The sequence below is a fragment of the Loigolactobacillus bifermentans DSM 20003 genome (assembly GCF_001434575.1).
Lineage (GTDB): Bacteria > Bacillota > Bacilli > Lactobacillales > Lactobacillaceae > Loigolactobacillus > Loigolactobacillus bifermentans.
The window spans coordinates 15877-30502 of the sequence record NZ_AZDA01000136.1 but is presented as its reverse complement, the minus strand read 5'-3'; the positions used below and the strand labels follow the sequence as shown (position 1 = coordinate 30502).

General features: G+C 44.4%; 11 protein-coding genes and 1 riboswitch. Of the genes, 8 read left to right on the top strand and 3 right to left on the bottom strand.

Annotated elements, in window-relative coordinates:
• Positions 1–1116, bottom strand: a 1116-nt coding sequence (locus tag FC07_RS13965; RefSeq protein WP_157050171.1) for an RNA-guided endonuclease InsQ/TnpB family protein, incomplete at its 3' end; no start/stop codon positions are given.
• Between the two features lie 232 nt (positions 1117–1348).
• A riboswitch (TPP riboswitch) is annotated at positions 1349–1438 on the bottom strand.
• 580 nt (positions 1439–2018) lie between these two features.
• Between FC07_RS13965 and FC07_RS13960 the strand changes: the two genes are divergently transcribed.
• The 8 genes from FC07_RS13960 to FC07_RS13925 all read left to right on the top strand — a co-directional run bounded on the left by FC07_RS13960 (position 2019) and on the right by FC07_RS13925 (position 12839).
• Positions 2019–4826 (top strand): LPXTG cell wall anchor domain-containing protein, encoded by a 2808-nt coding sequence (locus tag FC07_RS13960; protein ID WP_057905704.1) that lies wholly within the window; start codon positions 2019–2021, stop codon positions 4824–4826.
• Positions 4827–5135: 309 nt separating this feature from the next.
• On the top strand, positions 5136–7925 hold the full coding sequence (locus tag FC07_RS13955; RefSeq protein ID WP_162255887.1) for a nuclease-related domain-containing protein: 2790 nt from the start codon (positions 5136–5138) through the stop codon (positions 7923–7925).
• 13 nt (positions 7926–7938) lie between these two features.
• Positions 7939–10224: a DUF7017 domain-containing protein gene (locus FC07_RS13950; protein WP_057905702.1), complete on the top strand. Its 2286-nt coding sequence runs from the start codon at positions 7939–7941 to the stop codon at positions 10222–10224.
• Between the two features lie 183 nt (positions 10225–10407).
• Entirely contained in the window at positions 10408–10923 is a 516-nt protein-coding gene (locus FC07_RS13945) for a hypothetical protein (protein ID WP_057905701.1), read from the top strand.
• A 25-nt stretch (positions 10924–10948) separates the two neighbouring features.
• Complete coding sequence (locus FC07_RS13940; protein ID WP_057905700.1) at positions 10949–11149, top strand: hypothetical protein; 201 nt, start codon at positions 10949–10951, stop codon at positions 11147–11149.
• Between the two features lie 182 nt (positions 11150–11331).
• The gene (locus FC07_RS13935; RefSeq protein WP_057905699.1) at positions 11332–11544 is read left to right on the top strand and encodes a hypothetical protein; all 213 of its coding nucleotides are present in this window, start codon (positions 11332–11334) and stop codon (positions 11542–11544) included.
• Positions 11545–11564: 20 nt separating this feature from the next.
• The gene (locus FC07_RS13930; RefSeq protein ID WP_057905698.1) at positions 11565–11846 is read left to right on the top strand and encodes a hypothetical protein; all 282 of its coding nucleotides are present in this window, start codon (positions 11565–11567) and stop codon (positions 11844–11846) included.
• 120 nt (positions 11847–11966) lie between these two features.
• Positions 11967–12839 (top strand): hypothetical protein, encoded by an 873-nt coding sequence (locus FC07_RS13925; RefSeq protein WP_155797729.1) that lies wholly within the window; start codon positions 11967–11969, stop codon positions 12837–12839.
• 45 nt (positions 12840–12884) lie between these two features.
• On the opposite strand, the gene FC07_RS13920 is transcribed toward FC07_RS13925, so the two are convergent.
• Both FC07_RS13920 and FC07_RS13915 read right to left on the bottom strand, forming a co-directional pair.
• A complete protein-coding gene (locus FC07_RS13920) occupies positions 12885–13928 on the bottom strand; it encodes a hypothetical protein (protein WP_057905696.1) in 1044 nt (347 codons plus the stop codon).
• Entirely contained in the window at positions 13918–14559 is a 642-nt protein-coding gene (locus FC07_RS13915) for a hypothetical protein (protein WP_057905695.1), read from the bottom strand. Before FC07_RS13915 ends, FC07_RS13920 begins: the two co-directional genes overlap by 11 nt.
• Positions 14560–14626 lie beyond the last annotated feature (67 nt).

The following is a 14626-nucleotide window of genomic DNA, read 5'->3' as shown; positions in this document are numbered from 1 at the left end:
ATCTAGCGTTACACCGCATTTATAACAAACATATTCGTGGTGTTTTGTTTGATGTTGGGCATTCCCGCGCAGGCCAATTTTATCCGACCCTTTTTTAACATGTCCACAATTAGAACAGCGCTGGGTACTAGGGTAATACCGATCTGCTAAAAGTAACATTTTGCCGTACCAGTCACACTTATAAGTTAAAATTTGTCTAAAATAGCCGAACAGAGAACGTTGTAGCCCTTTTGAAGCAATATGGGTCATTTGCATTTTTTTCACATCTAGATCTTCAATCACGATTTTGTCATACCGGTTCACTAAATAAGTGGTAAATTTCTGCATCAAATCGTGTTGAATATTGGCCACTTTTCGGTAATCACGCTGTAACTTGGCTTTCGTTTGCGCGTAATTTTTACTTCTAGTGCCTTTGATGCGACCGTTTGCCACCCGTTTACGGGCTAATGCACGTTGATAGTGTTTAATGCGCTGATAAAGTCGTTGTAACCGCTGAGGACAAACATTAAAAAGACCACCGGTATAGTTCAAATGGCCAACATTTAAGTCAATTCCAGTTACTTGACCAGTACGAGGCTTGGACCCAATTTCAGCAACTTCAAATGGTAAACTTGCCCAGTAGGTACCGTTTTCACGATAAATGGAAACTACTTTCAAAGTACCGATTAAATGACGCGCACCGTGGAATGGAATGTCATACCAACTTGCTATACCACGGGGTTTGTCCAAGCGTAATCGGCCATTGACAATTTTAGCACGATCCGTTTTAAAGCCCTGACGCGATGCTTTTTTGGATTTAAAATGTGGCTTACCCCAGTCTGGTAAAGATTGGTCAAAAAAATTTTGCCAAGCTTTACCTAGATCAGTGATAGCTAGCTGTAAACAACGCGCTGAAAGTTGATATTGCCAGTCTTGCTTATTTGCGACTAATTCGTCACGCACTTTACACGCAGTGGGGCACAATTTCTTATCAGCCATGATTTGCGAACTATCATACATTGCATTCCAAGTGGCAAGACCTTGATTCCAGCAATAACGGCGATAATCACAAAGTTGCGCTAAAACACGGCGCATGGTGCCATTCGGATATAATTTAACTTTTACCGTTCTCATCATCTCGATACCCCTTTGTGATTAGCTTCACCATACAGGGTTTTAATGAAAAGGTCTACTGTTCTGCTATTTTATTTTTTGAGCGTCATTCATATCTACATTTTTAAACTATCTCTATGAAGAACATATTTGGGCTTGGTTCAATGTTATGCTATGTTTTCGTTAACAGCTATCGTCTCCTTGATGTCGGGAGGTACAGATTGGCAAAGAAAAAGGCCACTTCATACAGCAAGTCGTCTTTCAGGGTTGATCTTCCTACGGCAGCGTCAACTGCATCAGGTTCCATGGGTATTATCTCAGCCAAAAGGCACCCCAGACCACAAATTATTTTATTTTACGTTTTCAGTGTAGCAGGTTGCGATGAAATTGCAAACGCTTTATAGTGATTGACCAGCTAGCGTGAGGGGATGCCATTTCAAATAAATGCGCAGTCGGCACCACCTGAACGACAGGCACCAAGGGGTGTTGTCATTCAAAAACTTTTAATAAACAAAGTTATGTTAATTAGAACAGGCGCCAACAGTAACCTCTAATCAACTCATCAAGCAGTGCCAACAATAACCCTTTATACAAGCAGGTGGGCTTGTATCGATGACTAGTCCACCGATTTTTACGTCACGGTGTTTGGTTGGCAGCTGGTTTGCTGATTACTTTAAATATTGATTGCGTCCGCCGATATTTAAATAGATAAGGCCTATTTTGTGCGCTAAAATAAAGTGATATTAAAATTCACTTTAAGAAAATGATTAATATTATCGCTATTTATAAGCAAATATAATCTGATATTAATAATTATATTTAAAAAATAATATTGACTTTTAATATTTCCCAGCCTATAATACAAGCATCGTTTAACTGCTAGTTAGCGGTTTAAGGCACATAAAAAAGTAATGGGGGATCATTCGATGAAAAAGCAAAAACGCATTTTATTCACAACGGCTGGTGCAACACTGACGGCGTTAGGCTTGTCTGCTGTTAATGTGCAAGCGGCCAGCAATCCGACTGCTACAAGCACAGCCACGGAAACGACAACTGTAGCGCAGGTGTCAAATACTGGTGATCAGGCTGTTGCAACCAGTGCAGCTGCGCTCAAAGTAGCACAGACCCAGCAAAATTGTGCTGCAAGTTCTGCAGCTGCCGCGCATCAAGCAGCGAATCGTGCGCAAAGCCAAATGACGCAGGCAGCAACAGTTGCAAGCACGGCAGCACAGCAGGTGGCCTCTGCAACTACTGCCGTAAGGGCGGCGAAAACAGCTGTTATGACAACACAGGCAAATTTAGATCAAGCCACACCGGCCAGCATCGCTGCCGCAACGACAGGTGTTACGGAAGCGCAGTCCAGTGCAGCAACGGCGCGGCAAGCAGTAGCGGCAGCACAAACGCAAGTGACAACTGACACCACTGCTGTTCAAACGGCTCAAGGACAGGTGACAGCTGCTGATTGTGCTGTTAACACAGCGCAACAACAGGCTGATCAAGCCAATCAGCAGGTAACAGCAGCGCAAACGGCTTTGGATACGCAGGCCGCTCAAGCACAAGTTAGTGACGCACAAACGACTGTCACAACGGCCGAAAAAGCAGTGACCACGGCGCAAATCCAAGCTGATCGTGCGGTTAGTGCGCAGTCCAGTGCCGCGACACAGGTCACGACAACGGCGGCACAATTAAGTACGGCCCAAGCAGCTCAAGGGGCTGCAGCAACCAATTTGACTGCCGCACAAACCGCTACGCAGACTGCCACAACAGCAGTGGCTGCCGCGCAAACCGCATTGGATCAAGTTGATACGAGTCATGTGAATTTGGCAGCACAGGGGATTACTGTGACGGTAACGACAGCTGCCAAACAAGCTGCGACTGATTTGGTTCAAAAAGGGGCTCAAGTGACCAGCAAAGACTTGACCAACGACCTTTGGACCATTCAAAAAGGGGTAACGATCACTTATAAAGTGACGAATGCTGATTGGGAAACAGCTGTTTTAGCTGGCCAACAATTGACTGGTGCCGTGAATAGTACGCAGTTAAATGCGGCCATTAATGCATTGTCCAGTCGTCAGCAAACGGCGTTGGAGACGACAATGGTTGCCATTTTAAATGAGGTTCGGCAGCAGTTAGGTTTACCAGGTATTGTGACCACAAGTGTTGCCGACCAGGTCGCCAGTGAGCTTTATCCGACTAACGCACAAACTAAAACCGATCCAACCAGTACTGAAAAAGCGACTGCACAAAGTACGGCACAAGCGGCCGATTTACAATTACGGGCAATGGTTAATTTAGATAACGAGTCTGGGGAAATGCTTTTTGGTCGTGCCTTTTATCCAGTCCGTCAAAGCAATGGGACGATTGCTTGGTCGGCCACTGATACTGATGCAGGGAAGACCACAACGTTTAATTTGGCCGTGTTGAAAGACAGTTTTTTGAATCACGGTCCTTTCGCAACCCTTTTTAGTGGTTATACCCAAAGCCAGGGCACTGAAATACTGGCCTATGATCCAGCAGCATTAACCGCACTCCAAACTGTTTTAGGTTTTAATAGTGTAGACGAAGCCAAAAAGCAATTAGCTGTAGGCATTAATTTCAATCAAATTGGGAGTTTCGGTTTAGCGATTACCACGCCAGCTACAGGGACAACGGTTAGTACTACTAATCAGGACACTACGGCGTTACAAAACACTTTAGCCGCAGCACAAACAACATTAACAGCTGCACAAGCACAACAAAAGATTGCTGAAAAGACCTTAACGCAAGCACAGAACGCTGTGACAACTGCGCAAACAGCAGCAACAGCCGCCACACAGACCAAAAAAACAACTGATCAAGCTGTTCAGACCACGACAGCGGCTTTCAAACAAGCACAGACTGATTTACAACAGGCTCAGGAAAAATTAGCAACTGCGCAAGCAACCTATCAAGCAAGTTTGCAGGATAAAACAACCAAACAGGCTCATTTAGCCACTGTTAAAGCGGCTGCGACAGCTGCTGATCAAGCATTAAGTGCGGCTCAAAAGACGCTTACTGCCGCACAAGCCACTTTAACCAGGGCCCAACAACAATTAGCCACTGATCAAAGCGCTTTGCGTCAAGCACAAACACGCTTAACGACGGCCGAAACAGCCGTCGTAGCGGCACAAGCAACGTTAACAACGTTACAACAAGCGCCAGCAAAACAAGCCACAGCGCAACAGCAATTAGACCAGGCGCAGGTCGCGTTAACAGCAGCGCAAACGGCTGCAACGATTGCGTTGCAACAGTTGCAGCAGGCCACCATCAATTGGCAAACGCTGACCCAGCAATCTGAAATCGCCAATCAGACCTTGGCCACCGCCACTACACGTTTGCAGCAACTGCAACAGACCTTTAACGTGACACAACGGCAGACACAATTGTATACGCAAGTCACTGCCGTACAACGCCAATTGGAACAGCACGCTGTACAAAGGCAATTACCAGTTAAACAGGTCGCCACTGGCGTTGTCCAGCACCTATTAACACTTGATAGTGGCCACTTCACAACGATTGGGACAACCGTTCCCGCTAAAGCAGCAACGGTCACCGTAAGTCGTACAACCCAGCCTGCAGCCGCCCAGCCATTACAAACCAAGCTACCGCAAACAGGGGCCGTAACTGCTGTTACGACCAGTTGGTTAGGCCTGCTACTGGCTTTACTAGGGCTAGGCACTGCAGCCGGGGTCAAACGGAAGCAGCTTCATAGCTAGCTAAAATTCAAATAGAGGCTGGACCATAATTACTTATTTTGGTTTGCGCACCGCACCCGGCCGATTTTGAATTTATCTGAAAAAGGAACAAAATCGGCCTCTAACGTGTGCCATAATGCAGATTCCTCCGTTTAACAGCAAAGTAGCTCCAGACTCAAAAACCAGAGTCCGGAGCTACTTTGCTGTTAAACGGAGGAATCTGCATTATGGCACACTCACATTTTTGACAACGCTTGAAATAATGACTGCCTGCCAAAAACGTTAAGGTATAATGAATGTAAATTAATGAAGCATCAGCGAGGTGGCAAAATGTTAACATTACGTAAAGGAAAGTCTGCTCAAGGCTATGAAAATACTTTTTTCAGACAGTTGGCAACTCAGTTAACCGCGGAATTTAATCAGCGGCACTGGGAAGGCCTGTTAATGGGGATGCCAAAGTCATTGGCGTTAGATACCTTACAAATTGACTGTTTGTTAGTGACCAATAATCACATCTTGATTATTGATTTTAAAAACTATGGCGGGCGCTTGCAATTACCGGCTGAAGCTGATTTCGGAACCAGCAGTTGGCTACTTAATGGTAAGACGGTTGTTAAAGGGGGCAGTTCGATTAATCCTTACCGCCAGATTATGCGGCATCGACGTCTTTTACGTGACTTGCTTGAACCGCGGCTCCCTGATTTTAGCCATCGAGGACTGGATACCATTGTTTGTTTTCAGCGGCCAATCCAAGTGACGGGTACCATTCCAGGCAAAGATGTGGCCTTTAGGATTGCCGATTCGGACACAATTGTGGCACAGATCGTGGATCAATTGGACATTGAACCACGACAGCCGCGGCACTATTTAAAGCAGCGTGCACTTTTTGAGGAAACATTGTTTACAGCACCGACGTACCAGTTCACAATACACCCAGCAGCCATTGCTGACGTGCCAACGACATCAGCGGTTTCAGTGCCCACACCGACGAAAGCGGCTTTAACACAAGTGCAGGCCTTTTTAGACTCTGACCAGAAAATCTTATTATTAACCGGTAATACCCGCAGTGGCAAATCAGCGTTAATTCCTGAAATTCGTGCAGCAGCTTTTGCGCAACGCTATTTAGAGGCTTCGGTTTGGGTGTATTCTAATCGGTTAAAACGGCGTTTATTGCAACAGCACAGCGCGTTAAGTGAGGTCAGTTCTTTGTTTGGCGCGATGTTTGATTTTGACCAAAAAACAGTCGATGCTGACGATCACCAAGTCATCCCATTACGTCAATTTGAACAACCAGATGAACAGGAAGCAACAGCCAAGACGCTTTATGTGATCGACGACAGTCAGTTGTTGGCCAACACCGACTATGCCAACAATGACTTGCAATTTGGTTCAGGTTCGTTGGTCAATGACTTGTTTGCCTTTTTACAACTAGATCAATACCCACAACGTAAATTGATTCTGATTGGGGACCGCAATCGATTAAGTTACGGCAAGCAACAAGAAAGCGTCTTGAACCCAGCCTTTTTAGGCCAGCAAGGGTTTCAACCGGCTGACATTGCTGAACTGGCATTACCGGCTTGTGATCAAGATAGTGCTGTATTGACAGCTTGCAATCAAATTGGTCAGGCGATTCAGACCCAACAATTTAACGATTTGCGGTTTGATTTTCAATCAGATTTTGATTTGATGACCAGCGGTGATGAAAAACGTGCGCTGTTAAAGCAGTTGTTTGTTGCACCAGCGACCCATAAAATGTTGGTGTATACCAACGCTGAGGTGCAACAAGTGAATGCGCTGATCAAACAGCATTTTAGTGCCAGCCAGGGGCTTTGTACCAATGATGTCTTGGTTTTTGACAATACGGTAAGCGGCGTCACAGATGGTAGGTTGGATCGCATTGATAATGGCACGTTTGTCCAAGTACAACAAGTTGAAACAGCGTTGCAACAGGATGTGATCTTAAAAGGGAATGTTTATACGTTTACAATCTGGCCCTGTCAGGTCCAAGTAGGTGATAAACAAGTCACCGTCAATATTTTGGCCAATTACTTACAGTCGGACCGCGGTGTGTTGGAAAGTGATGAAGTAGCGGCGTATCAAGTGTTGTTGAAGCAACTGGCAAAAGCGGCCTTGGCCCAAGCAAATTTTGAAACCAGTCCGGAATATCAAGCGATGTTGGCCCAAGGCGCAGGTTACTTTGTTCAAAATACCACCAACAAGCGTTATTATTTGGCAACTGATAAACGCAAATTAGTCCCTGAAGAAAAGACCTTTGAACAACGCATCGAAGGGGAGTTACGCAGCCTACCGAACACGCTTTATTTTAAGTTCTACCAGGCGGCACATGTACGCTATGCTTGGGCCATGACGGTGAATAAAGCGCTGGCTTACACCTTCCCACATGTTTATTTAAATACGAACCAAGGCGTCGATCGCGGTCGGACGAATGCAACCTATTTTCAATGGCTGTATACAGGTTGTGCCACGGCGAGTCAGCAATTAACGCTGTTAAACTGGACCCCGATCACACCGTTTTTAAACACGACTTTTGGTGAAGACTTAACACGCTCACTGCCTAAAACGGTGCTTTATCAGTTGTTACCTGATCAAACGGTTGACAAACAACAGGCTGAATTTCAACAATTTTTAACGACCGTTTTAAATGAAACAGCCTGGCAATGTAGCGCGATTGTTGCGAAGCCTTATTTGTACATTGTGACTTTAACTGCTAACAGCAAGCAGTTGACATTATTCTTTGACTATAATGGCAAAGGCAGCATTAAGTTGCCACGATTAAAAGCTGGGGATTCGACAGATTTTAATCAAATAACCCAGCACTTTAAAACCAAGGCGGCACAAACGCAATTCGGGCAACTGGCGCCTTTTATCCCCCGTTTTGTGCATTATTTGGCCCAGCGAAACATCGGCACCACCATTCGCAATACCCAGCAGTATCAAGTATTTTTCGAATTTACGAAACATGAACAAACAGCAGTTGTTCATTGTGATTATGATGGAATCGGCTTGATCAGTCATTTTGATTTGATTCAAGGGGATGCTGGTTTATTTGAAACGTTAATGAAATGCATTCAGGCGTTTACAACAGTCAGCGGACAGTAAAGGTGGCAGGAGGATGTATACGAAACAAGATTTTAATCACGACCTTTATGAGATTTGTACCAAGTATCATGTTAAATATCAGTTACTCAAGAATTACGTATTACAAGTGATCGATGGCACCACTTTTATAGCGGTCTTAAGCGAGCGTGATGATGTTGACTGGCAACAACTGCAATCTGAATTACAGCAGTTACAACAAAAACTGCCACAAAATGGGGCCCAGTTGGCAGAAAGTCCCATTCAGCAAGTGAATCAATTGCGCCAAGCAGGAGAACTCAATGCTGCGTATCGACTATTGATCCCATACGCCCAAGACCATTTAGATGATTTATACGTGCAACAAAGCTTAGGTTGGTTAATGTATGCTTATTTAAAACAAAGTGAAACTAACTTTCCCAAATATTTGAAAATTCTGAACCAGTTGAATACGTTGATTCAATTTCAATTTACCACCACGGATCACTATTTACAGCGGTTATTGGTATCGATTTTATGGTCTCTTCGGCGGGTGTTAAAAGGTGATTCGGAGGCGGACGCTCAAACGAAACAGACACTGAGCAATCAATTGTTGCCGGCTCTAAAACGATTTGTCGGCGGCGCCTCAGCATTTGTGACCTTACAACCGGAAACCCCAAGTGAGGGCGCGGATGCAACCTATGGCACGCCAGGCTATCAAATCGTAAAATTATTACTTGCTCAGTTAGATGAACCCCATTACTTTGAATTATTTGATTTTATCGGGCTCACCTGGTTCCGACCACAAGATTATCAGCTAACCACATATGAGCAGGATAAAAAAATTGGAACGTTTGCAGAACGAACCATTGGGCACTACGCTAAAACGCTGTTAAACGCTGAACCACCGTTAGCAACGCCCCAACGGATGACGAATTTATCAGCACAATTAAAGCCCATTTTGTCACAGTATCCTGATTTTAAATGGTTGCCGTGGTATCAAAGCAAGCTGCTGGTCAAAATTGGACAACCAGCTGCTGCCTTCAGTGTCTTAGTGAAGTTTGCGCAACGTCATCAGTTGACCTATTGGATCTGGGAAGCGGTGGCTGACTTAAGTTCGGACGATGATCGGTTTAACTGTTTGTGCGCGGCCTTACAATGTTCCACTAAACCAGAAATGCTGGTCAAGGTGCAACAAAAGATCATCCCCTTGCTGGTTCAGCGTCAGTTGTATGCTGCAGCAAAGTATGAACTCGATCAAGTGATTGCAACACGTCAGGCCCAAAATCGACCAGTCCCAAATAACCTCCAGCAATTCACGCAAACGAATTGGTATTCGGCGACTGTAGCCGCGACTGATCGCGCCACATTGACAGCTGCTGCAAAAAAGGCCCAACGGGTATTATATGCCGATTTACCGGATACCGATATTTTTGTAACGTACCTGAATCAGGCTAAAGGGGTCGTGAATTTTGCCTATCAAGATCATACGGCCTATGGTGCCCTTAAAAATGGCTATTTTTATCAGGACTTATTGGATGATTTTGAACCGCAGTGTTATACGGCTTTAAAAGTGAAGCTGCGTGCAGATGCCACGAAGCCAGAGCGGTTTCAAGTTTTTGCCGTGGCAGCTGGTGATCCGCAGTTTGCAGCAAAATTTAAGCGCACGGTTTCCGGTACATTTGAGCAAGTCAAAGATTATGGCTTTGTCAGCAACAACAGTGTGTTGTTTAAAACCAAACATCGCGTAAGTCCCATTGAATTGGAAAGCTTTTTTGTCAACCCAGAATTGGTGCAACAGGTACAAGTACCACCGTTAGCAGATGTTAAGGTCACAGTGGTGAAAACTTGGCGTGCCAAGGCGCAAGATTGGCAGTGGGAAGTCACTGATTTTATCCAAAGCACACCGTATGAAATCGAACAAACCACTTTCAGTGGAACCTTTGTGAAAGTGAAAGACTCTGGTTTTTTGATCGATGCAGCAGACAATACCCGCCAGATTCGTGTCACCTCAGAAATGGTGCAACAGGCGCAGTTAGCTGATCTAGCCGTTATTACAGGGATTATTTCTCAAAAATGGCAACCAAAATTGAAGTTTTGGCAGTGGACCTTAACCGCCGTCACAGCAATAACAGCACCAGATCCAGCAACCACTGAAATTGACATTGAAGGTCGTTTAGACGTGACCCGTAAAGGCTTTGGTTTTGTAGCTGATTATTTTGTGCCAGCAGCATTGATCACTGCCAAACACCTGACCGCAAATGAATTGGTGGTAGGACGGGCTCGTAAATCCTGGGATCAACATAAACAACAGTGGTCTTGGACGGTATTTGAACTAAAATGATCAGCCTTGAATTCCCCGAGCAGCTATGCTGAGTTGCTTGGGGAATTTTTTTGAGCATTTAAAATTCTTATTTGGAATTTAACATTGATTTTTCATAAAATAAATGTATAATAAAATTCATAAATGATGTTTAATTGTATAAAAATAGATGGCACAAATACGTTACTTAGGAAGGGGTTTCCCATGACACTAGCAGCAAAATTACAAGCACTATTGGCTTCACCGTTGAGTACGGCTCAAATTGCACGGCGGGCAGGTGTCGGCGCAACCACCATTAGTGCTTTACGGCGAGATCCGCACAAAGTCACAACTTTAAATGCGGTTGTGACTGACAAATTAACAGCTTTTTATGATGATTTAAATCGAGAGGATCAAATTGCAGAATTGGCACTTCAACAGCAAACGCTGCAAACTGATGCTTTTCCAGGCCTGGATTGGCAGGCAGTGGCCACTGATTTATGGGAAGATCGTCACGCATTAGAAGTGCCGGCCTACATCAAAGCCGGCACATTACCCAATCAAGGCGCTGAAAATTTGCAAGTTTCACTCTGTGGCAAAAGCCGGTTACGCTATCAAGCACAAATGGCCGGTTTGATTTTAGCAACCCCCGTTAAAAGTTGTGCTGCGTTAAAAGGTGGGACCCTTTGTGTCTTTGAATTTGACGGTACCAATCAGCTAACCTTTAAACGGCTTTATTGAAAATTAAAAAACTGGAGTTGACTTTATGCGACAAGTCATAAAAGGAATCAGCGGCTTAGCAATTGGCTATTTGTTATTGGTGTCACATCAATTTTATGGGTTTGACGTGTTAGTCGGTTGTGTCGTGACCTACCCCATTCAATTAATAGGGCTTGTGTTACTTGTGATTGCAGCGTGGGTTGGGTATCGCCATCGAAGTGGTAAGCAGCATCACAATATCAATTAAAAATGTAAGCCACCGTTTTGGTGGTTTTTTGATTGGTGCAACTTAATCGGATAGAACAAATGTATTATCACCATTTTAATAATTATATTTAAATATTAATATTGATTTATCTCTGATATAAAGCTATAATAATAGTCGAAAAGAAAAAATAATAAAACGAATCTAGAAAGCAGGAGATTAACATGATCAATTTGATGCTGATTGCCAGTTTAATGAGTTGGTTTAGTCATACAAAATTAGGTGCGATTCTGCAAGGGCTGTTATTGGTGTTCGTTGTTTATGTGGTGCTCAAGCTAACTGGTTGGTGGATCGTCTTACTATCATTTTCCATTAAGGCGGGCTTGGTATTGCTAGGTATTTGGGTCTTGCATCGGCTGTATGAACGATTTTGTTAATCGAATTGGGGGAAAATAAAATGCAAACAATGATCAAAGTTTTGGTGAAACTGATTAAATGGCTGGTTATTTTAACGATTATCTTTTTTGTAGGCAAATTTGCCTTAGGCCTAGCGCTTGGTTTGATCACCGGACTGGTGACTTTTATCAGCGGTTTGATCAGTTGGGTGATGCAATTTATCGTTTTGATTTTAATTGGCGCTGGTATTTTAATCGGAATGCTATGCAGTGATGATTCAAAAGACGGCAAATTGGTGCCATTTTTAGGGGCAGCATTATTGATTCACTTGATTCGAAAATAACGAACACATAATGAAAAGAGGAAGTCCAATGACTGAGTGTACATCAAAATTAAAGCAGTTATCAGCAGACAAACTCAGCTTTATTTGTCAACATACACTTTATTTCACGCCGGCCGATCGTTGGCAAGCTGCTCAGCACTTTATCAAACACTTTGCCAGCAGGATCAGCAAGTATCAGCGGCACGGTGCCAAATTTGGTACCAAAAGTTGCAGGCCGGCCGCTTTGGTTGGTTTCAGGCTGAACATCCTCAGTGTCCTGATTGGACTGCGTCATTAGAAGCCTTAGTTGCACGGCAAACCAGCGATAATGGCCTTTATCGGGAAACGGCGTGGCACTTAATTGAAACGTGTCACTTAGAACAGGCACAATTTAAACAACTTGTCCCGCAAACGGCTTCCGAAAAACGTGCTGCACGACAATTATTAGAACAACCGAGATTGGCACAGTTAACGTCTAGTGAACGGCCGCTGACTGTCACCGCGCGTCAAACGATTTTAACCTGCGCGGCGCAACTTGAAAAAGCGCAACAGCAACAAGCGATTGCGCATTATGGCACACCGCAGGATATGGCTACGATGTTAGCGGTATATGAGTATCAGCGGCCACATGCTGCAAGTGCCACCTTTAAGACAATGCCGCTAGAGGAACTGATTTTTATCGTTTGTCACGCTTCGTTTTTCAGCCGGGATGATCAGCGTCAGGCTCGGATTGCCTATGCAGAATGGCTGCATCAGCACACCCAAACTAAATATGATCAAACGACTTTGAATCAGCTAGCAAGCACACAAACGTTTTTAAACCGCGGCTATTTTGGCTGGTTTGAGGCTGACCGCTACATTGACAATGACCATGATTTTATGGGAACACCTGAAAGTTGGTTAATGGACCATTTCGATGATCAGGTGCTGTTTCGCCGTGCTGCCGGTCGGTTGATTGCACGTTATGGGTTGGACCAGGTGGCCTTGGCGGGCTATGATGATGCACAAGCTTAAAAAAAGACACTGACCCTAAAAAAAGTCAGTGTCTTTTTGATGCCGTTAAAATGGTAAGTCATCTTCCTCGTCAATCTCTGACTGAAAGAAAAACAGGCGGTCATGAAAAGCAACCTGTTGAAAAAGGCCAGTCGCCGTTGCTGTAAAGGTCCAGTTTGGCAAGTAATAACAAGTCCAAGCGTCGCGACTTAAGTAAGGCAAAACGGAACGACGACTATAACCAATCGTGGTTCTGATGTGTTGCTGATTTAAAAGTGACACCACATCAACTTGATGGCGGGCATCGTGTTGCAAAATAAAATGGGTCGCCTGAAAAATCGCAGGATCTTGAATTTGAAACGTTGCTTGGTCTAGTGTGGGAGAAAACGTCACTTTTGCGCCAGGAAAGGCTTGATTAGGCGCATCAAATAGTGCTGATTTCAGCTGTTCAAAAATACTAAGTGACCCCGTAAGTTGTGGTTGCGCAAAACGGGATTCGATCCAAAAAGTCGCTTGTTGGGTTAAAAACTGTACCTTTTCAGCAAATGACTGGCATGTGGCCAGCGCAGCATGGTATTGTGACGTCATGGCGAAGCCCTTCTCAGCAGTAGGGTTCTCTACAACTGGTAATTGCGCAACATGCTCACTCGGGGCAAAAATTTCACCAATGTCATGATCTAACAGCTGGAACTGATGGTTGCGGTAAGTTGACTGTTGGGGAGCACGTTCTTTAAAAACGACTAACCGGTGTAAATCAGCTGAATACAATGCGACGAGTTGACTAGCTTGCGCTTGCAAAGCCGTTAATTGGGCTAGGGATGTCTGGAAGGCACCAATTGGATAAACCAAGCCAAAGCCAATATTGGCCCGTAATACATAATGGTCGCCGCTGGCCGCCGTTGTGATCTCAAAGCCTGTAACACTATTTTCGAACGGCGCAGCGTTAAAAAGTGCCGTTAAATTTGCAACTTGTTGCGCATTGATCGGCGTCACGGTTAGGCTTAATAAGAGTTCAGGCTGTTCAGCTAAATAGTGGGTTAATTGCCATTGGTGAAAGTGTTCAAGGCTGTTAAAAGCGTGTGCATGCTTCAAATGCAGGCTAAAGGCCATGGTTGACACCGCCTTCTGTAGGTAATTGTATCGTCAAAAATTGGATGAGTTGTAGTAATTTTTTGGCGCCGTCCGTTTCAAAAAGTTGACGCACATCAGCGCGGGCGGCACTAAAGTACCATTGTGGATTAGAGAGTACCATGATCATCAGATCTAATAACGGTTGTAATTGATGTAGGTGCTGCTTGAAGTTGGTTGAAAATGGCACATGAGCATAGTCGCTAAAATGGGCTGCTAAAAGATCCTCACGCAAGTGTTGCAAATCAGTCAAATTGAATTGAAAAGGATTCGTTGCCAGCAAGTAACATTGATTGATCAGCAGCAGTTGCTTGAACATGTCATGGGTGGCTGCTTGTTGTGCGACCTGATCTGTCGTCTGAATAAAGTTGAGATAGGCATCAGCGGTTAAGGCCAAAAAAGCCAAAAAGTCATCTAAGGCATAAGTGGCATTTTGCAGCAAATTTGTATTTTGCGAAAGTTGTGCTAAGGCACGGTTATAAAAATAGCTGTCTTTTGGGGCACATTTAATCGCTGCCGTAAAATAGTGCACGGCTTGTGGGTACTGCCCCTCACGGCGAGCTTTTTCCCCGTTTTGATTCCATTGTTGTGCCGATTGGTCCTTGGGAGACATGCAACCACCTTCTTTTTAAAAATTAATGCAGTGTCTTTAGTATACCTGAAACAAAAGGGATGTAAAT